Origin of the sequence: Nevskia soli DSM 19509 (assembly GCF_000711955.1) — a bacterium.
GTDB classification, from domain to species: Bacteria; Pseudomonadota; Gammaproteobacteria; order Nevskiales; family Nevskiaceae; genus Nevskia; species Nevskia soli.
On record NZ_JONR01000016.1, the window covers coordinates 40,316 to 59,477 of the forward strand.

General features: G+C 64.1%; 21 protein-coding genes and 1 riboswitch. Of the genes, 8 read left to right on the plus strand and 13 right to left on the minus strand.

Annotation, left to right across the window (positions count from 1 at the left end):
- The first annotated feature begins 95 nt into the window (after window positions 1-95).
- From BP26_RS0109485 to BP26_RS0109505, 5 genes are all read left to right on the plus strand, one after another.
- A complete protein-coding gene (locus tag BP26_RS0109485; RefSeq protein WP_211254880.1) occupies window positions 96-359 on the plus strand; it encodes a MoaD/ThiS family protein in 264 nt (87 codons plus the stop codon).
- 7 nt (window positions 360-366) lie between these two features.
- Window positions 367-807 (plus strand): molybdenum cofactor biosynthesis protein MoaE, encoded by a 441-nt coding sequence (locus tag BP26_RS0109490; protein ID WP_029920341.1) that lies wholly within the window; start codon window positions 367-369, stop codon window positions 805-807.
- Complete coding sequence (gene moaC, locus BP26_RS0109495) at window positions 804-1,238, plus strand: cyclic pyranopterin monophosphate synthase MoaC (RefSeq protein WP_029920342.1); 435 nt, start codon at window positions 804-806, stop codon at window positions 1,236-1,238. Before BP26_RS0109490 ends, moaC begins: the two co-directional genes overlap by 4 nt.
- A gap of 189 nt (window positions 1,239-1,427) precedes the next feature.
- On the plus strand, window positions 1,428-2,375 hold the full coding sequence (gene xrtJ / locus BP26_RS0109500; RefSeq protein ID WP_084182953.1) for an exosortase J: 948 nt from the start codon (window positions 1,428-1,430) through the stop codon (window positions 2,373-2,375).
- A complete protein-coding gene (locus tag BP26_RS0109505; RefSeq protein ID WP_029920344.1) occupies window positions 2,372-3,094 on the plus strand; it encodes a hypothetical protein in 723 nt (240 codons plus the stop codon). Before xrtJ ends, BP26_RS0109505 begins: the two co-directional genes overlap by 4 nt.
- A 31-nt stretch (window positions 3,095-3,125) precedes the next feature.
- On the opposite strand, the gene BP26_RS0109510 is transcribed toward BP26_RS0109505, so the two are convergent.
- The 5 genes from BP26_RS0109510 to crcB all read right to left on the minus strand — a co-directional run bounded on the left by BP26_RS0109510 (window position 3,126) and on the right by crcB (window position 8,311).
- Window positions 3,126-5,015 carry a DEAD/DEAH box helicase gene (locus BP26_RS0109510; RefSeq protein WP_051748760.1) on the minus strand — a complete coding sequence of 630 codons (1,890 nt, stop codon included), beginning with the start codon at window positions 5,013-5,015 and terminating at the stop codon, window positions 3,126-3,128.
- Between the two features lie 177 nt (window positions 5,016-5,192).
- Window positions 5,193-6,470 (minus strand): serine--tRNA ligase, encoded by a 1,278-nt coding sequence (gene serS, locus BP26_RS0109515; RefSeq protein WP_029920346.1) that lies wholly within the window; start codon window positions 6,468-6,470, stop codon window positions 5,193-5,195.
- A 591-nt stretch (window positions 6,471-7,061) separates the two neighbouring features.
- Window positions 7,062-7,478, minus strand: a complete 417-nt coding sequence (locus tag BP26_RS0109520) for a universal stress protein (protein ID WP_029920347.1) — start codon at window positions 7,476-7,478, stop codon at window positions 7,062-7,064.
- Window positions 7,479-7,520: 42 nt separating this feature from the next.
- Complete coding sequence (locus BP26_RS0109525; protein ID WP_051748762.1) at window positions 7,521-7,913, minus strand: DUF190 domain-containing protein; 393 nt, start codon at window positions 7,911-7,913, stop codon at window positions 7,521-7,523.
- Window positions 7,910-8,311 (minus strand): fluoride efflux transporter CrcB, encoded by a 402-nt coding sequence (gene crcB, locus BP26_RS0109530; protein WP_029920349.1) that lies wholly within the window; start codon window positions 8,309-8,311, stop codon window positions 7,910-7,912. The genes BP26_RS0109525 and crcB overlap by 4 nt, the downstream gene beginning before the upstream one ends.
- Window positions 8,312-8,413: 102 nt before the next feature.
- A riboswitch (Fluoride riboswitch) is annotated at window positions 8,414-8,480 on the minus strand.
- A 299-nt stretch (window positions 8,481-8,779) separates the two neighbouring features.
- Between crcB and BP26_RS0109540 the strand changes: the two genes are divergently transcribed.
- From BP26_RS0109540 to BP26_RS0109550, 3 genes are all read left to right on the plus strand, one after another.
- Window positions 8,780-9,697: a serine hydrolase gene (locus BP26_RS0109540; protein ID WP_157572445.1), complete on the plus strand. Its 918-nt coding sequence runs from the start codon at window positions 8,780-8,782 to the stop codon at window positions 9,695-9,697.
- A 29-nt stretch (window positions 9,698-9,726) separates the two neighbouring features.
- Window positions 9,727-10,647: a M14 family metallopeptidase gene (locus BP26_RS0109545; protein ID WP_029920351.1), complete on the plus strand. Its 921-nt coding sequence runs from the start codon at window positions 9,727-9,729 to the stop codon at window positions 10,645-10,647.
- A gap of 71 nt (window positions 10,648-10,718) precedes the next feature.
- Window positions 10,719-11,177, plus strand: coding sequence for a GNAT family N-acetyltransferase (locus BP26_RS0109550; RefSeq protein ID WP_029920352.1), 459 nt, complete (start codon window positions 10,719-10,721; stop codon window positions 11,175-11,177).
- A 235-nt stretch (window positions 11,178-11,412) separates the two neighbouring features.
- Here BP26_RS0109550 and BP26_RS31065 read toward each other — a convergent pair whose 3' ends face one another.
- The 8 genes from BP26_RS31065 to ligA all read right to left on the minus strand — a co-directional run bounded on the left by BP26_RS31065 (window position 11,413) and on the right by ligA (window position 19,137).
- Complete coding sequence (locus tag BP26_RS31065; RefSeq protein ID WP_084182954.1) at window positions 11,413-11,655, minus strand: DUF2798 domain-containing protein; 243 nt, start codon at window positions 11,653-11,655, stop codon at window positions 11,413-11,415.
- A gap of 167 nt (window positions 11,656-11,822) precedes the next feature.
- A complete protein-coding gene (locus tag BP26_RS0109555; protein WP_029920353.1) occupies window positions 11,823-13,427 on the minus strand; it encodes a GMC family oxidoreductase in 1,605 nt (534 codons plus the stop codon).
- Between the two features lie 17 nt (window positions 13,428-13,444).
- Entirely contained in the window at window positions 13,445-14,911 is a 1,467-nt protein-coding gene (locus BP26_RS0109560) for an aldehyde dehydrogenase (protein WP_036516464.1), read from the minus strand.
- A gap of 404 nt (window positions 14,912-15,315) precedes the next feature.
- The gene (locus BP26_RS0109565; protein WP_169740676.1) at window positions 15,316-16,317 is read right to left on the minus strand and encodes a SphA family protein; all 1,002 of its coding nucleotides are present in this window, start codon (window positions 16,315-16,317) and stop codon (window positions 15,316-15,318) included.
- Window positions 16,302-16,625 (minus strand): hypothetical protein, encoded by a 324-nt coding sequence (locus BP26_RS29390; protein WP_157572446.1) that lies wholly within the window; start codon window positions 16,623-16,625, stop codon window positions 16,302-16,304. Before BP26_RS29390 ends, BP26_RS0109565 begins: the two co-directional genes overlap by 16 nt.
- A 329-nt stretch (window positions 16,626-16,954) precedes the next feature.
- Window positions 16,955-17,911, minus strand: coding sequence for a Gfo/Idh/MocA family oxidoreductase (locus BP26_RS0109570; protein ID WP_029920356.1), 957 nt, complete (start codon window positions 17,909-17,911; stop codon window positions 16,955-16,957).
- Window positions 17,904-18,743 (minus strand): class III extradiol dioxygenase subunit beta, encoded by an 840-nt coding sequence (locus BP26_RS0109575; protein WP_029920357.1) that lies wholly within the window; start codon window positions 18,741-18,743, stop codon window positions 17,904-17,906. The genes BP26_RS0109570 and BP26_RS0109575 overlap by 8 nt, the downstream gene beginning before the upstream one ends.
- Window positions 18,736-19,137: a protocatechuate 4,5-dioxygenase subunit alpha gene (gene ligA, locus BP26_RS0109580; protein ID WP_029920358.1), complete on the minus strand. Its 402-nt coding sequence runs from the start codon at window positions 19,135-19,137 to the stop codon at window positions 18,736-18,738. Before ligA ends, BP26_RS0109575 begins: the two co-directional genes overlap by 8 nt.
- Between the last annotated feature and the right edge of the window lie 25 nt (window positions 19,138-19,162).

Sequence of the window (19,162 nt, forward strand, 5' to 3'; positions counted from 1 at the left end):
ACTAAATGTCATCGCCTGTGCCCTCGAACGCCCGGCCACGGATGGCCGGGCCGGGGGTTGTCGAGAAAGTTAAAATCTCGCCAAGGATGGCAAAAATGAGCTACATAGGAACTATGAGAATTACCGTCGAATGCTACGGCGCCTCGCAGCGCTGGTGCGGCGCCGAACTGGTGAGTCTCGACCTGGGCGAGACCGCCACGGTCGCCGATGCCCTGGGCCGGTTGGCCGAGCGCTATCCGGAACTGGCCCTGCGCCGGGATACCGTGGCCGTGGCCATCGGCGACGAGATCGTCGCATCCGGCCGGACCCTGGCCGAGGATGAGCGGATCGCCCTGATCCCTCCGGTCAGCGGCGGCTAGGCATTCCATGAGCGCTTCTTCCCGCTTGCGCCAGGGTGCGCTGAACGTGGCCGAGTGGTTGACCCGGCCGATGCCTTCCCATTGCGGGGGACTGGCGGTATTCGCCGGTACCGTGCGCGATATCCATGAAGGCCGCGCCGTCACCGGCATCAATTACCATGCGCACACCGCTTTGGCCGAGCGGCGCCTGGCTGAAATCGAAGCCGAAGCGGCGCAACGCTTCGGCGCCGAGGTCAGCGTGGCGCATGCGGTGGGCGAGCTGAAGGTGGGCGAAGCCAGCGTGGTCATCGTGGTCCGCGCCGGCCACCGCGCCGAGGCCTTCGCCGCCTGCCGCTGGGCCATCGATACATTGAAACAGACCGTGCCGATCTGGAAGGAAGAGCGCTACGCCGACGGGGCCGCGCGCTTCCTCGAAGGCACCCCCATAAAAACCGTGAAGGAATCATGAGAGACGTCAGCGAGAAAGCCATCACCCTGCGCGTGGCCGTGGCCCAGGCCATCGTCGAAGTACCCCCGGCGGTGTTGGAGCGCCTCAAGGCCCGCACCCTGGACAAGGGCGATGCCCTGGAAATCGCCCGCGCCGCCGCCATCCTCGGCGCCAAGCGCACCTGGGAGCTGCTGCCGCTATGCCATCCGCTGCCGGTGGAGCGGCACGACCTGAGCTACGAGTTCGGCGAGAGCAGCGTCACCGTGAAGGTGGAAGTGGCGACCCACGCGCGCACCGGCGTGGAGATGGAAGCGCTGACCGCAGCCAGCATCTGCGCACTGACCTTGTACGACATGCTCAAGCCGCATGCCGGAACCGATCTGGTGATTCGCGAGATACTGCTGCTGAAGAAAACAGGTGGGAAGTCGGACTTCCAGCGGAAGAGGCCGTAGCCTTGAGCGACTAGACGAATGGCCGATTGACATTGCATTTGGGCCGCCCCTAGAGTCATCCAGCCACGCTCAAGAAGAATTGTTGCGCGCGGCAGAGCTGCACGGCGCAGCCAATCCATCTGCCGGTCGGACTCAAAGATCCGCGCAGTGCAAAGGCGATTCAGCCGCAGGGCGATAGGGGTATTTTGATTGAACGCACAATTCACGGTCACGGCCGCCGAGAGCGAGAGACCCGCTGAGGCCGTCGCGACACTCAAGGGTACGCGAAGCAAGGCGGTTCTTGCGGTCATCCTCGTATTGCTGGGTTTGGGAGGACTGGCGCAACAACTGGTGGACCTCTGGGCGCTGTGGACGAACGATGCGTTGCGGTCTTTTGGCTTGTTATTACCGCTTGCCGCAATTTCCCTTGGCGCGACGCAATTCAAGTCCGGGGACTGGAATGGCCAAGGCAGCTGGTGGGGTTTCGCCGCGATGGCGGTGGCGGTGGCACTCGCAATAAACAGCGCCATCCATACGCCACACTTCAATTTCCTGTTCGGCGGGCACCTGTTGCCCTTGCACCTGCTCCCAGCGGGCGCACTGCTTTGGCTTTATTTCGCCGGTGCAGTGCTTTTGTTCGGCGGCCGCCCGGCGTTGCACAGGCACCGTTTTCCGCTGATCCTGCTGTTGTTCGTCAACCCTGTGCCACATGCCTTCACCACACTGGCGGACCTGCCGCTACAGGCCATCGGCGCGCAAACCGCCCGCGCCTTCGCCCAATGGCTGGCGGTGCCGGTGAATGGCGACGAGCTCAAACTGATGTTTTCACCTCAACTGGGGATGTTCGTTGCTCCCGGCTGCGACGGCTTGCGCGGCGCAGTGGCCCTGGGTTACCTGGCGCTGATCGTGGGCCATCTGAAACGCATGAGACCCGCGCCGTGGACGTTGTTTGTGGTGGGCGCCGTGTTGCTGGCTTACGTATTCAACCTGCTGCGGCTGTGCGGGGTAATCCTCTACTACTGGCTGGCGCTGCGGGTACCGGTCATCAGCGGTTCTGGCGCTGAAGTCGATTACGCCATCGGCGGCGTCCTGTTTTTCTGCGCGGCATTGTTCCTGTTCGGCATACCACGCCTGCTGCAACCGCAGGTCGGCTCGTGAACGCCCGTCTCGGTGCCGTCGCTGCGCTGGCATTGGCCGGAATCGGTTTCAATGCCCTGGGTCTGGTGCGACATGGGCCGGTCCTGGATACGGGAAGCGAAATCCAGCTGCTTCAACCGCAAGTCGGCGAATACCGGCAAACGGAGAAATCCTGGCACAACGCCATGCGCGGAGGAACGATCGAAGAAGGGGCCGTGTACTCCAACGGAGCGGGAGTTCCGGTGCAGCTCGATTTTTTCCGCCACAATCATGGGCCGCATAACGGTCTCGGCTGCTATCTGGGAAGCGGCGAGACGCTGCTGTGGGAGCGCATACAGCACCTGCCAACGCTGAACGGAAATGCCGAATTCGACCTCGGCCTGGCGCAGACCAAGGGAACCCTGCGCCTGGTCGCCGCATCGGAATGCCGCGCCCACGGCTGCAGCGAAGTACCGTTGCCAATGTGGCGGCAATTCGCGGATTTCAAAAAACTGATCCCTCAATTGTTCGACCATCCAACCGGCGACGTAGTCCCGGTTTCAATCGTGCTCACCGTGCCAGCGGATCAACGCGATCCGGCGTTGGAAGCCGATCTGATGCGTCAGCTGCAAACCTTCATCGCCGCACTTGATCTGGCGCCGGCACGCAAGCTGGCGGCCATCCAGGGCACGGATTCAGATACCCGGGATGCCGATGCCGCGCCTGGTAGCGATGCGGCGAAAGTCAGCGCATTGAAATAGTCGGACGGCTGGCTTTTGCCGAAGCACTCCGTCAGGAGCGCGGCTTGTGCTTCGGCTTGCCGTGCTTCGGCGGCGGTTCGCTGTAGGGAGTCGACTGGTCCTTGCGCGTGATGCGCAGCTGGCGGCCGCTGACCCATACCTTCTGCAGGTCCTTGAAGATCTTTTTCGGCATGCCGGTGGGCAGGTCGATGAAGCTGTGGTCTTCGCGGATGTCGATGCGGCCGATGTATTCGCTGTCGATGCCGGCTTCGTTGGCGATGGCGCCGACGATGTTGCCCGGTTTCACACCGTGGGTGCTGCCGACTTCGATGCGGAAGGTTTCCTTCGGCACTTCCTCGTCTGAGGACTTGCTGCGCTTGGGACGGGGACGCTCCGCTTCGCTGTCGTCGGCGGGGCGGAATGACGGGGCCGCGCCCTCTTCCGTTCGCGGCGCGGGCTCGTAGGCCGACCTGCTCGGCGCGGCGGGTGCGTGGCGCGGAGAGGGCGAACGCGGCGCGGCGGCGACGGATTCGCTGAAGGCCTGCCGCGCCTTCTCGGTCACCGGCACGCCGCCGCCGGCATTGGTCTTGAGCAGCAGCGGGCGGTCGCCCTGGACCAGGCGCGCCAGGGCGGCGGCGATCTCGATGGCGGGGACGTTGTGTTCTTTCTCGTACTGCTCGATCAGCTCGCGGAATGGGCCGATGTCGCTGGCTTCCAGGGCGCTGGTGATCTTCTGCTTGAAGCGGACCACGCGCTGGTCGTTGACGGCGTCGGCGCTGGGCAGCTCCATCGGCGTGATGGGCTGGCGCGTGGCGCGCTCGATGGCGCGCAGCAGGTGGCGCTCGCGCGGCGAGATGAACAGGATCGCCTCGCCGCTGCGGCCGGCGCGGCCGGTGCGGCCGATGCGGTGGACGTAAGACTCGGTGTCGGTCGGCACGTCGTAGTTGAAGACGTGGCTGATGCGCTCGACGTCGAGGCCGCGCGCGGCGATGTCGGTGGCGACGACGATGTCGAGCTGGCCGTCCTTGAGACGGGCCACGGTGCGCTCGCGCTGCTTCTGCTCCATGTCGCCGTTCAGCGCCGCGACGTTGTAGCCGCGCGCTTCCAGGCGCTCGGCCAGCTCCACCGTGCCGGCCTTGGTGCGGGCGAAGATCAGCATGCCGTCGAACTGCTCGGCCTCGAGGATGCGGGTCAGGGCGTCGAGCTTGTTGGTGCCGCTGACCAGCCAGTAGCGCTGGCGGATATTGGTCGCCGTGCTGGTCTTGCTCTTGATGGTGACTTCGGCCGGCGTCTTCAGGTGCGTCTGGGCGATGCGCCGGATGGCCGAGGGCATGGTGGCCGAGAACAGCGCCACCTGGCGGGTCGGCGGGGTCTGCTGCAGGATGGTTTCGACGTCGTCGATGAAGCCCATGCGCAGCATTTCGTCGGCTTCGTCCAGCACCAGGCAGTCGATGCGGTCGAGCTTGAGGGTGCCGCGCTGCATGTGGTCCATGACGCGGCCGGGAGTACCGACGACGACGTGCACGCCGCGCTTCAGCGCGGACAGTTGCGGGCCGTAGGCCTGGCCGCCGTAAATCGGCAGGACGTGGAAGCCGGGCAGGTGCTTGGCGTAACGCTGGAAGGCCTCGGCCACCTGGATCGCCAGTTCGCGCGTCGGCGCCAGCACCAGGGCCTGCGGCTGCGGCGTCTTGCGGTTGAGGTCGATCTTGGACAGGATCGGCAGGGCGAAGGCGGCGGTCTTGCCGGTGCCGGTCTGGGCCTGGCCGAGCACGTCGCTGCCGGCGAGCAGATGCGGGATGGTGGCCGCCTGGATCGGTGAAGGCGACTCGTAGCCGACGTCGGTGAGCGCGCGCAGGACTTCGGGGCTCAGGGCCAGGTCGCTGAAACTCGGACCGGCAACAACGGCAACATCGGCTACGTCAGTAGACTGGGGAATGGACATCGGGATCTCAGCAGGGAACGGGTGGCTCTGAACGCCAACGAACCGCGGCGACGAGATATCGCGCGCATTTTACCCGTTTCGGCGCTGATTCACCGGGATGGCGGCGGAACGGCATTGATGCGGCGCCTCGTTCCCGGGTAGCGCTGCGCGCTTCCCGGGCTACGGTTTGCCGTTTTCTCAGGCTTTTTCGATGCGCTTGAGGCCCGGCAGGTAGGGCTGCAGGGCGTCCGGAATGGCGATCGAGCCGCCCTCGTCCTGGTAGTTTTCCAGGATCGCCACCAGGGTGCGGCCGACGGCGAGGCCGGAGCCGTTGAGGGTGTGCAGCAGCTCGGTCTTCTTGGTTTCCGGGTGGCGGTAGCGGGCCATCATGCGCCGCGCCTGGTAGTCCTCGAAGTTGGAGCAGGAGCTGATCTCGCGATAGCGGTCCTGCGAGGGCAGCCACACTTCCAGGTCATAGGTCTTGGCCGAGGCGCCGCCCATGTCGCCGGTGCACAGGGTCAGCACGCGGTACGGCAGCTCCAGTTTCTTCAGGATGGCCTCGGCGTGGGAGGTCAGCTCCTCGTGGGCCTCGTAGGACTTCTCCGGCAGGGTGGCCTGGACCAGTTCGACCTTCTCGAACTGGTGCTGGCGGATCATGCCCTTGGTGTCGCGGCCGGCGGCGCCGGCCTCGGCGCGGAAGCAGGGGGTGTGGGCCACCCATTTGCGCGGCAGGTTTTCCGGGGCCAGGATCTCGTCGCGCAGGAGGTTGGTCACCGGCACTTCGGCGGTGGGGATCAGGCGCCAGTCCTGTTCGGCCTTGAGGGCGAACAGGTCGTCGCCGAACTTGGGCAGCTGGCCGGTGCCGCGCAGGCTGGCGGCGTTGACGATGAACGGTACGTACAGCTCTTCGTAGCCGTGCTGCTGGGTATGCACGTCGAGCATGAACTGGGTCAGGGCGCGCTGCAGCCGCGCCAGTTGGCCGCGCAGCACCACGAAGCGGGCGCCGGTGAGCTTGGCGGCGGCGGCGAAGTCCATCTGGCCCAGGGCTTCGCCGAGGTCGGCGTGGTCCTTGGCGCCGGCGGCGGGACGCGGCGTACCCCAGCGGCGGATTTCGACGTTGTCGTGCTCGTCCCTGCCCTGCGGCACGCTGGCGTGCGGGATGTTGGGCAGGCCCAGGCTGAAGTCCTCGAATTCGACCTGCAAGGCGCCCAGGGCCTGCTCGTTGGCGGCGAGCTGGGCCTTGACCCGGTCCATGTCGGCCAGGATCGGGGAAACGTCCTCGCCTTTGCTCTTGGCCTGGCCGATGCGCTTGGAGCCGGCGTTGCGCTCCGCCTGCAGGCCCTCGGTTTCGGTCTGCAGCGATTTGCGCCGCGCTTCCAGGTCCTGGAAGCGGGCCAGGTCGAAGGTGAAGCCGCGGCGCGCCAGCTGGGCGGCGACGGCTTCGGGCTGGGTGCGCAGGAGTTTGGGGTCAAGCATGGGGGAGGCTTTTTCGGGCGGTCCGGGGGCGCATTGTAGCGAGGGGGGCTTGGGGGCCGCCAACCGCGCCGGGTTTGAGGCAAAAGGCCATGCGTGCCAAGGCTCTGCCCTTCCTGCTTTTCGGGGTGGGTACTTTCGGTTTTGGGGGTGAAAAACATCATGCGTGCCATGCGTGCCAAGGGTTTTTGTTGGCACGCATGCGGGTGAAGGGCTGCGCGAATGACTCAATGTCATTCGCGCAGCCCTGAACGCCCGGCCACGGATGGCCGGGCCGGGGGTGGGAAATCTGCCGAGGTCTCGCCAGGGATGGCCGGGCGCTGTCGGATCCGCTTCGCTTGATCCGACCCACGGCCTTACCCGAGAGCAAAGGTCGCTAAAACTGGATTCCCGCCTTCGCGGGAATGACACTGGGGGATGGGTCCGTGCTGGCCCCTCCCTCGATACAAATCGCTTCGCGATTCACTCGGGACATTCGGAAAAGCACACCCGCTTCGCGGGCACTCGGGGCGAACGGAGGTTGGTGTTGGGTCGGGAGGAAAACGCCCCTCACCCCGACCCTCCCCATGTTCATGGGGAGAGGGGAAAATCGGGTCAGCGCACCACCAGCACCGCGCAATGGGCGTAACCCATCACCTGCTTGGTGGTGGAGCCGGTCAGCCAGCGCTCGATCAGGGATTTGCCGCGGTGGCCGAGGACGATGAGGTCGGCGCCTAGTTTCTGGGCCTCGCCCACCACCTGTTCGGCCGGGTGGCCGACCAGGGTGCGGAAGTGCAACGCGGCCTGTTGGCCGCGGGCCTCGTCGCGCAGGCGCTGGCCGAGCTTTTCGTAGTGTTCGCGGCCGGCTTCGATCATGGCGGCGGTTTCCACGCTTTCGCCGAACTCGGGCAGGCGCACCACCGAGACGGCGTGCAGTTCGGCGCCGTATTTGCCGGCCAGATCCAGGGCCATGCGAAAGGCCTTGTCGGCGGTTTCCGAGCCGTCGTGGGCGACGAGTATCTTGTTGATCATGTAGTCTCCTCCGGCGTTCGGCTTCGGCCCGGACCGCGCATCTCAGAAGATCGGCGGCAGCGCCTTCGACCACTCGCTCCTTTCGACGCCGGCGACGCCGTAGCGCGTCGGCGAAATCACATAGAACAACGATAGCTCCGCTGACTCCACGGCGTCGAGCAGGCGGCCGGCCTGTTCCTCGCTGCAAACGAAGCGCACTTCCAGCGGCAGGTCGCTGGCCAACTCGAAGAAATGCTCTTCCAGCAAGACGCCGTGGCGGCCATAGCCGGCAATGCCGCGAAACGCGCAGCCGCCGGGTATTTCCAGGCGCCGCGCTTGGGCCAGCAGCCAGTCATGGATGGCCTGCCCCTTGAAGCAGCGGTTCTCGTGGACGATGAAGCGCAGGAATACGCCTTCGATGCTGTGTGCCTTCCAGTCCCGCCCGGGTTGCGTCATGCGGCACCTCCAATCCAGGCCTTGCCGGCCTGTACGGTGAGAACACCCAAAGCCGTCGCCACCAGCGAACCGCAAACGTGGATGGCGACTTCGCCAAGTCCCCAGGCAAGCTGGCCGCGCGCCAGCAGCGTATAGGTTTCGGCGGAGAAGGTGGAAAAAGTGGTGAGGCCGCCGCAAAAGCCGGTCATGATGAACAGGCGCGCCTGCGGCGAGAGGCCGAGATTCTGCGTGAGCAGGCCCAGGGCCACGCCGATGATGTAGCCGCCGATCAGGTTGGCGGCGAGCGTGCCCAGCGGCAGCGTGGGAAACAGGGCATTGAGGCGCAGGCCCAGCCACCAGCGCAGCCAGGCCCCCAGAACCGAGCCGGCGCCTACTGCGACGAATGCGGAAATCTTCATGCGCGTCGATCCTTACCTTTCGATGGTACGCGCAGATGCGGCGGATCAGGTGTGGACCAACACGACTGTGGACCAACACGACGATGCCGCCGCGCTGTTGCGCGGTCTGTAGGCATCATCAGCCGGCGAAGCCGGCGGTTCAAGGAGGCATGCCATCTCCTTGGAAGGAGCTTAGCGGGCGCCTATGTCCGCAGGCAAATTCCATCGACTTCGCTGCATATCGCCTCATCGCCTTGACGTCCCCGGGATCGACGGGCCAGATCGGCCGACCTGGAACCATCCGCGGGCGTGGATGGGAACCGGCCCGGGGGGCCCGTGGCCGATTGACCGTGGCTTGGGGGCTGGGGAAGCCGGGCGTGGGTTTCTGGAATTCCGGGCCGGCGCATCCGCCTTGTCGCACCCGGGACAAGCGGGTATTCAGGATGTTACAGTTCCTTCTTCATCCAGATTCTTCCGGGCGACCAGCCGATGACCGACGTGACATTCCCGCCGCGTTCACTGCAATCACGCATGCCGTACCTGTACGGCCTGATCCTGGCGCTCTCGATGCTGCTGGTGATGGCGCCGACGCCGGCCGAGGCCCGCGCCGCCGACCTGTCCCTCAAGTCCTTCGCCGTGCTGGTGGTGGACCAGGATACCGGCGAGGCCCTGATCTCCAAGAACGCGGACGTGGTGGTGCCGATTGCCTCGCTGACCAAGCTGATGACGGCGCTGGTGGTGCTCGATGCGCACCAGCCGATGGACGAGATCCTCGAAATCGGCAACGACGATGTCGACCGGGAGAAGCACACCCGCTCGCGCCTGGTGGTCGGAACCCGCCTGAGCCGTTCGGACATGTTGCTGCTCGCCCTGATGTCCTCGGAGAACCGGGCGGCGATGGCGCTGAGCCGGTCCTATCCGGGTGGACGCACGGCCTTCATCGCGAAAATGAACGCGAAGGCGCGGGCGCTGGGCATGAACTCGAGCCACTTTGCCGACCCCGCGGGGCTGTCGAGCGAAACGACCTCCACCGCCCGCGACCTGATGCGCCTGGTCAATGCCGCCGACGCGCAGCCGGTGATCCGGGACGATTCGACGCAGACGGATGGGACGGTGCTGGTGCGCCGCCACCAGATGACCTTCGTCAATACCAACCGCATGGTGCGCAACAACCGCGACTGGGATATCGAGTTGCAGAAGACCGGCTTCACCAACGAAGCCGGGCGCTGCCTGGTGATGCGGGCGACCACGCTGAACCACACGCTGTCGATGGTCTTCCTGAATTCGGTCGGCACGCTGACCCGGTTCGCCGATGCCAAGCGGGTGCGTGAGCATCTCGAGCAGCGCCCGCCCAGGCAGCTCCAGCGCACAACGACGGTGGCGAGCGCGACGAAGGGTACTTCCTGAAGCCGGCCTGAGAGCCCGGCGCGAGCGGCATGGCGACGCCTCCTGCACCCTATCCGATCGGCACGCCGGGGCAGCCCTGGGGGGCCGGGGAAGTCGCCCTCTGGTTGTCGCGACAGATTCGCCAGCGTAGCTACGAGACGGATGTACTGAGTGCGATCGAGCGTCTGCGCGCACAGTACGACGTGGTGCCGTATGGGCGCCTGGATTACTCCCCTGACAGCTATCCCCTGTTTGCGATCAGGAGCCTTGACTGGCGGGACGAGCTTCCCTGTGCGCTGGTGACCGGGGGCGTGCATGGGTATGAGACCAGCGGGGTGCATGGCGCCCTGCAGTTCGTCGAGCGGCATGCGGCGGATTATGCGGGCCGGATCAACCTGCTCGTGGCGCCGTGCGTCAGCCCCTGGGCCTACGAAAGAATCCACCGCTGGAACGCCCGGACGATCGATCCGAACCGCTCGTTCCGCGACAACAGCCCGGCGCAGGAATCCGCCGCCCTCATGCGCCTGGTGGCGCCGCTGCGCGACCGCGTGCTGGTGCATATCGATCTGCACGAAACCACCGACAGCGACGAGTCCGAGTTCCGCCCGGCCCTGGCCGCACGCGACGGCGTGGCGTATGTGCCGGACGAGATTCCCGATGGCTTCTACGTGGTCGGCGACAGCGAGAATCCGCAGCCCGAGTTCCAGCAGGCGGTGATCGCGGCGGTGGCGCAAGTCACCCACATCGCCCCGGCGGATCGCAACGGCGAGATCATCGGTTCGCCCGTCATGGCGCCGGGCGTCATCCGTTACGCGTTCAAGCGGCTCGGGCTCTGCGCCGGCATCACCAATGCCCCGTACACGACCACCACCGAGGTCTATCCCGACAGCCCCCGGGCGAGCGCCGAGCAGTGCAACGCGGCGCAGGTTGCGGCGGTGCGTGCGGCGATCGATTTCGCTTTGGCGAGGTAGGGGGACGGAGTAAATTACCGGTCAGAGGATTGAGGTCTGACCTGCCCTGTTGTTCTCCCGACGGCCTGCGCATGTTCGAAATACGAAAGGACGATCTCTCCGGCGCGCCGACCCGCTCGCTGCTGGCGCTGCACCTTTCCGGAATGCACGCCAATTCGCCGCCCGGCAGCGTCTTCGCGCTCGATCTCTCGGGGCTACAAGTTCCCGAAGTGACGGTCTGGACCGCCTGGGAAGATGGCAGCGTGGCCGGGGTGGGTGCGTTGAAGCAACTCGACGGCACCGTCGGCGAGGTGAAGTCGATGCGGACGCATCCGGATTTCCTCCGCCGGGGCGTCGCAAACGCCCTGCTCGACTACATCATCGCCGAGGCGCGCAGCCGCAAGTTGAGGCGCCTCAGCCTGGAAACCGGCAGCGGGCCGGCGTTCGATCCTGCGCTCGCGCTTTATCGCAGGCGCGGATTCGTCGATGGCGGCGCTTTCGGCGATTACACCAAAAGCGCGTTCAATCAGTTTCTTCATCTCACGCTCTGAATCGGCGCCACTTCAGAGCATTGAACAGTCCTCTCGTTCGGGTGCATTCAACCCGACGATGTCGCACATTCAATGCTTCCCGTCACTCACGCAAAGAGAGAGCGGGCGGTCTTCATTCCATAAAACCAGCGTCCGGCCGCCCGAAGGGAGGAGCCACCTCGATGATCGCGGACGCCACAACGCGGATGCCTCAGCAGACGTCCCGCCACATATGAAGCGGGCCAGTCCAACCCCTTCATTCTTCGGCTGAAAGCCATACGACAATTTTTCGTATGGCAGGGGCCGCAACGATTACGATCGGCAACATCGTTCCCCAGGCAAGGAGCCATGATCGCAACCAGTGGCCAAGAAAGTGCCCCTCGGCGACGAGCGATGCGCTGGAAATGCCCGACGCAACAAAGCACGTGAGTCCCGATTGGATTGCGCCAAAAAGGTAGTGACTGTATCGGCCAGGCACCCTGCTTACGAGGGCAATCATGAAAATGTGCTCGCAGCACGGGAAATATTCATTCAGCGCGCACGTCCGAACGAACACGCATCCCACAGTACCGATGCCTGGCAACCGGGATCGTCAACGTTTTGTGCGGCCTAGCTGATGGACGTCGGTACGGCGATTCGATCCCTGCCCCAGGTATTCACCGTACTTCACGTGCGCATCATCAGGTCAACGCCTCGATCGGCAACCGCCATCACCGTCGCATTCGTGTTGGCGCTGATGATTGATGGCATCATCGATGCGTCGAACACACGCAAGCCATCTACACCTTTGACTTTCAGATCGGGAGTCAGGACTGCAGCCGGATCTTCAGCCACGCCCATGCGGCAGGTCCCGACCGGGTGATAGTTGCTCTCGGTCGTCCGCTGGATGTATCGCAACAACGCCTCGTCGGACTGCGCGTCGCGACCAGGGGCAATCTCCTCTCGGATGGCGGTGGCCAGCGGCGCCTCCGCGGCGATCGTGCGGAGATACTTCAGTGCCTGCAGCAGCCGGCGGCCGTCTTCCGGATCGCTCATCCAGTTGGGATCGACGTCGACATCGTCGTCCGGGTTGGCGGATCGCAAGCTGACGCTCCCACGGGATTTCGGCTTCAACAGATTGGCCATCAGGGTGATGCCGTGGGTGAGCTTTCCCGCGGACAAGGTCGGCCACATCACTCCCAGGCAATACAGCTGGATGTCGGGATCTGTGCCGGGGTCGTCCAGATTGATGAACGCCATGCTTTCCGCGCCTGTTGACGCAACCGGCCCGCTTTTGAACGCCACATACTGGAAGCCGTTGCGCAGCATGCGCAAGCCGCTGTCTTCCCCGAAATAGCCGAAAGCGCCATTGGTGGTCGCGGACAGGAACGCGACGTTGTGATCCTGAAGGTTCTGCCCCACGCCGGGCAAATCCACCCTGGTGCCGATCCCATGCTTCTTCAAATGGGCAGCCGGACCGATGCCGGAGAGCATGAGCAGCTTGGGCGAGACGAAGGCTCCGGCGGCCAGGATCACCTCCCTGGTTGCCCGCGCCTGGTGAGTCGATCCCTTCATGCGGTATTCCACACCGACCGCGCGCCTGCCCTCGAAAAGGACACGCGTGGCCGCGGCCCCCGTAATGAAGGTCAGCCTGGTGTCGTTCCTGATCGGCGTCAGGAATGCGTCCGCCGCGCTGCAGCGGCGGCCCTTGAAGGTGGTCGACTGCATATAGCCGACCCCGGAAAGATCGCCCCCGGTGAAATCCGAGGTGAACGGCAAGCCGAGCTTCTGCATGGTGCGGACGAAGAAATTTGCCGCATCGACGATATAGCCCGGGTCCGAGACCTTGAGCGGGCCGTCGCCGCCATGCGCGGCGTTCTCGAGCCTCTGGTTCCCTTCCTGCCTGCGGAAATACGGGACCAAATCATCCCACCCCCAACCGGCATGGCCGGAGGCCTCGTTCCACTTGGCATAGTCGCTGCGCGATCCACGCGTGTAGGCCATGACATTGATGGAACTGCCCCCACCCACGACGTTCCCCTGGGGAATGGAAATGGCGCGTCCTCCCAGGAAAGCCTGCGGCGTGGAGGTGTAGTGCTTGACGAAGGGGCTCTTGCCGGAAATCATCTTGAACGTGCCGGCCGGCATCTTGATCAGCGCGCTCCGGTCCTGCGGACCGGCCTCCAGCAGCAGCACGCGGGCGCCATGGTCCAGAATCAGGCGGTTGGCGATGACGCAACCGGCGCTGCCGGCACCGACGATGATGAAGTCGTAACTTGCAGACGTGGTCATGTGAAGTCTCCAGGGGCTCAGGCAACGCCGATCCGGTAGACCGCCTTGGTCTCCAGGAACGCCTCCAGACCCTCGGGGCCGCCCTCGCGCCCGACTCCGGACTGCTTGTATCCACCGAAAGGAATATTGGGCGCCATCTCCAGTCCATTCACGCCGATATTTCCGGTCTTGATGCGTCGTGCCACCTGGTAGCCGCGCTCGGGATCGCTGGAGAACACCGTTCCGCTCAGACCGAAATCCGAATCGTTGGCCAAGCGGATGGCATCCTCGACATCGTCGTAGGCGATGACACTGACAACCGGGCCGAACACCTCTTCCCGTGCGATCGTCATATCCGCCGTGACGTCCGCGAATACCGTGGGCTGGAAGTAATAACCGCGATCCAGGTGCCCACTGCGTTTGCCGCCGGTAACCAGGCGCGCGCCTTCCGCCACTGCCCTTTCCACATATCCGATAGTTCGATCGAGCTGGCGTGCGCTGGATAACGGTCCCAGATGGGTTGCCTCGCTCCACGGGTCGCCCACCACCAGGCCGCTCATGGCGCCGGCGTAGGCCTGCACGATTTCATCCAGGCGCTTCCGCGGCGCAATGATGCGGGTCTGCGCAAAGCAGATCTGGCCGGAAAAGGGCATGGTGAAGGGGGCGAGCCCTCCCAGGATGGTCGCCAGGTCAACATCGTCCAGCAGGATCGCCGCCGACTTCCCGCCGAGTTCCAGCGTGAACCGGGCCATGCGGTCGATACACACCCTGGCGATCTGCTTGCCAGCCGCCGTGCTTCCGGTAAAGCTGACCTTGTCGATGCCGCGCTGCGCCACGAGATAAGCACCCGCCTCGCGATCGGCGGTGATGACGTTGACGACGCCCGGAGGGATACCTACGGCCTCCGCGCATTCGGCCAGCAGCAGAAGATCAAGCGGAGTCTCGGGCGAGGATTTCACCACGGTGGTGCATCCAGCCGCCAGTGCCGCCGCCAGCTTGTAGGACAGGATGGGCAATGTCGCGTTCCACGGCGCAATCAGGGCAGCGACGCCGACCGGCTCGCGGATGACCTGCGCGTGACCATAAGCGGTCTTGCGCCGGTCTTCGAAAGCGTACGTCTCCAGCAGGTCCGCATAGTAATCGAACATCGCGGGAGCTACGCCCACGAACAGGTTGGCGAAGGAAACGGGGGCACCGACCTGGGCGGTCCACAGCCTGGAAAAGAGCGGCAACCTGCGCCTCAGCTCGACCGCCAGGGCCCGAAGATGGACTGCTCGTTGAGCCGGGGCGAGGCCAGGCCAGGGGCCGGAGTCGAATGCATTGCGCGCCGCCGCGACTGCCCGATCGACATCGACTTGATCGGCCAGCGGCGCATCGATGAATTTCAGCTCCGTATCCGGCGAGACAAGGACGGATCGCTCACTTGAATGTGCCCTGATCCACTCGCCGTTGATATAGAACCGGTCCCGGACGTGGCTGGTAATTTCAGAGCCTGGATCGAACATTGTTTGAGACATGATTCCTCGCCACATTGGTCTTGCAAAGATCGGGATTGCCGGTCGGCGATCCGGGTGGACCCGCCACTGCATTCACTGCTGCTGTCGCCTTGCCGCAATCACGCGGGGCGGCGATGAAGCTGCCTTAGAGCCTGTAACAGAATGAATCGCGCCTGCGACGGCGGTCATTTTTGCGCAGTGCAAGTCGGACAGAGTGCGGCATGGTGATTCCATGGTGCGCTCTGGCCGGCGCAGCACTGCGCAAAAATGGCCCCGTCCCGAAGGGTTGCGCCCAAAATCGCGCCAGACTGCGTTGTCAGCCCCAGCCATGGAATCACCATGGCTGGGGCCTCCGCCTTGCCTGACGCGATTTTGGACTGCAACGCAGGTGCGATTCATTCTGTTACAGGCTCTTAGAAAAGCGGAGTCGCGAACTCCAGCCAGAAGCGCTTTCCTTTGGGCCTGTTTTCCACGGCGAACTCCTGGTCGTATTTGATCAGGAGACCGCCTCGCGGAACGATGTCGTATTCGATCTGGGGGCCAAGGGCGGCTGCCTGGCCGCGGAACCCGTCGAGATACCGCTGACCCGAAACGGTGTCGTCTTCGAATTGCTTGTAAAAATAGCCCTGGAGCGCGAAGCGGAGCTTCGGCAGTGAAGCGAATGGACGGTAATGAACGCTGGTATCCACGGTGATGTCGCTGCCCGAATGGTAGTGAGTGGCGGGATTGGTCGTGTTGAATTCCGGAACGAAGGACGTCGAAATTTCGACGCGCGGGGACGGGAACCAAGTGGTATGCAGCCCGGGTGTGACGGTGACGAAATTCAAACCCAGGTTGACCATCTTGTCGGACTTGTATCTGCCGTTCGGCAGGTAGATTTCCGGTCCGAAGTAGGCGAAAAACGTATGCGCCGGGCTGCTGTAGCTGATGTAGAGCGGCTCCAGGGCAACATCCACGAACCCGAAGGCATGACCGGTGTGACCCTCGGCCGACAGGCTGATGTTCACGAACGCCGGAACGATGCCCGACGAAATATGGAACGGCCCCAGACTCATCGGATAGGTATAGACGAAGCGCGGCCCTTCCACGGCGACATCCAGCTTGAATCCCGGGATGAGGTTGTTGCCGTCGCTCCCCTTGAAGGAGTTTGCCGCGTAGAACTCGGAGTAGCTGTAGAACTGCAAGGTACCCGGTGCCGGGAGTACGCCATTCAGCACCGTGTTGATGCCCACCGGATAGTGGTTCTGACCGGATTCGCTGGCGCGCGCGACGCCGGCCGACAACGATATGGCCGCGAACACTGCCGCCATGATCATCGACATCCGGCGTTGTCCGTACCTCACGCGGGCCGGATCCGTCATACCCATGCCGTATCCCGATGCGTTTACCACCTTGGTGATCACTTGACTGAACACTTCATTTCTCCCCTTGTATTTTTTCTAGGAACACCACCGGCCTTGCCGGCATGTCCATGCGCAATTTCGCCGCCGCTGACATTCATTCCTTGCGCGCGCCTTTCAATGCGGCACGCGCAAAATCCTTGAACATCGGGCGAAAACGCGGATGGAACCGGACGGTTCTCCGGTTTCGTTGGCAACGGTATCGGCAACGGGTGCCGCGAGTGGCACAGCGACATATCTGTTACGCATCGAACATCTCCTCTGATCGCGGCTTCGCGCCGCTTGTTGTATTTCGCGGCGGAACCTTCTGGTTCTTGCCGCATCGATGGCGGGATCCGGTGAATGCGGTCACCACGCCAAGGGACGCCGCTAATATCCGGGGAGCGAAATACTGGATCAATCCGAAACCGGCACTAGCTGTTATGCCCCGCAAGCATGTGCAGAGGTCCCTGGACTCAGGCCAAGGCCATGCACTCCCGGCGCTGGGCCAGGCCACGCCCACGTCATGGGACGCATATGCGGGATTTATGGAGGTCACACATGAGCCAGCGGAGTCGGCGCGGAAATTATCGATGCGGCGGGCTGCGTGCGATGCCCACTTGAATCAGGCCGCGGCCGGGTCATACCCGGGCAGACGGTGCCTGCGGACGACTCAGCGCCGCCGCAACACCCGCTCCAGCGCAGCCAGCACCTCATAACACGGCAGCACATCTGCGGCGCTGGCCTGCGGCTGACGCCTCTCGCGGATGGCAGCAAGAAACTCACGATCCTGCCGTTCAACGCCGTCGGATGGGGCGCCGTCATCCAGGTCCACAGGGCGCCCATGGCCATCCAGCAATTCGTCGTAACGCGCCAGGTAGGTCCCACTATCGCCGATGTAGCGGAAATCGCTTCCCAGTGGTCCATCGTTATTGAAGCTCAGGCTGAGCGTGCACAACGCGCCGCTCCGGCTGGCCATCTGGATGGACATGTCGGTCGCGATGCCGAGCTGTGGGTGGATCGGGCCCTGCAGCACTCGGTAGCCGGCAAGGGACGACCGGGTTTGGTGCAGGAACAGGTCCACGCTATGCGCTGCATGATGCCAGAGCAGATGGTCGGTCCAACCGCGTGGCTGGCCGAGGGCATTGATGTTGGTGCGCCGCATGAAATAGGTCTGCACCACCAGATGTTGCAGCTGGAAGCGGCCGGCCTGGATAAGCCGATTCAGCCATTGATGTCCCGGATTGAAGCGCCGGGTGTGGCCGCACATGGCAATGCACCCCTGGCGCTGCGCCAGGGCCACAATGCTTTGCGCATCCGGCAGGGAATCGGCCAGGGGGATTTCAACCAGTACGTGCTTGCCTGCCCGGAGACAGGCCATTGCCTGCGACGCGTGAAGTGGTGTGGGTGTGCACAGGATCACGGCATCGATCGCCTCGTCGCGCAGGACACTATCAAGATCCTGGCTCCGCCGCGGTATACCGAACCGCGCCGCGACTGCCTCAGCATGGGCGGCATCGACACTGACCAGGGTTTCGACCCGGCAACCGATGCGGGTAAGCGCCTCCAGGTGCTTGATGCCGAAGGCTCCCGGGCCAGCCAGGGCCAGCCGCACTGCCCGCTCAGTCATTTTCGAGGATCACCATGCCGTATGCCGTATTCGACACCGGCACGTGGTAGAAACGATGGATCTCCCGAACCTTCGGGTCCATCGCCCCGCGCATGATCAGCCACATGACCAGCTCAATGCCCTCGGAGCCCGTTTCCCGCAGATATTCGGCGTGTCCGATCTTCAACAGTTCTTCGGGGGCGTGGACGAATCCCTCCAGCCAGCGCAGGTCGTACTCGCGATTGATCAGGCCGGCGCGCTCCCCTTGCAGCTGATGCGACATGCCGCCGGTTCCGAATACGGCTACGGTGACATCCGGTGCGTAGCTTTCTATCGCTCGCCGCAGAGCCTGGCCAAGGCGATAGCACCGCTCGCCGGTCGGCGGCGGATACTGAATGACGTTCACGCACAGGGGAATGACCCTGCACGGCCATGCCTGCGGCTGCCCGTATACCAGCGACAGCGGCACGGTCAGTCCATGATCGACAGTCAGGTCGCTGACGATCGTCATGTCGAAGCCGTCGAGGATCAGGGACTCGGTCAAGTGCCATGCGAGTGCGGGGTCCCCCACTACCGGCGGGACCGGACGGGGGCCATAGCCTTCGTCGTGCGGGGCGAATTCCGCACCGACGCCGATGGCGAAGGTGGGGATTACCGACAGATCGAACCGGGAGGCATGATCGTTGTAGATGACGATGCAGACGTCCGGCCGCACCTGCTCGATCCAGTCGCGCACAGGGCGGACGCCATCGAACAGCGGCTTCCAGTAAGGCTCCTGGGTCTTGCCGCGATCGATCGCGGCGCCGATCGCCGGAACGTGCGAGGTCCCGATGCCGCCGATCAGCCTAGCCACGAGGCGTCTCCCGGCGGCTGCGGTTACCGGTAATGGATCTTCCACCGGCCAGCATCATCTGCTGGAATTCTTCGGTGGTCATGCCGTTGCCGGACATGGCGGCCCCCGCATGCTGCATCGTCAATCCGTCGAAGATCGCCAGCTTGAAGGTGTAGTAGATATTGCCGCCGAGGCGCAGCATTTCCAGCCATTGGCGTTCAAGGATCGCTCTGCGCTGTTCCGGCGTCAGGGGATAATGGTCTAGATAAGCTGCCTCACCCGATCGGAACGCATCGCGATTGGCGGCGACATCCAGGGACTTGCAGAACATGTTCAGGTGATAACCCAGCCTGTTGTGACTGCCGTCGAACACATAGGTGCCCGGAATGTCGTCGTATTCATGGGGTGAATTCATCATTTTTTGCGTCGAAGAAGGCGGC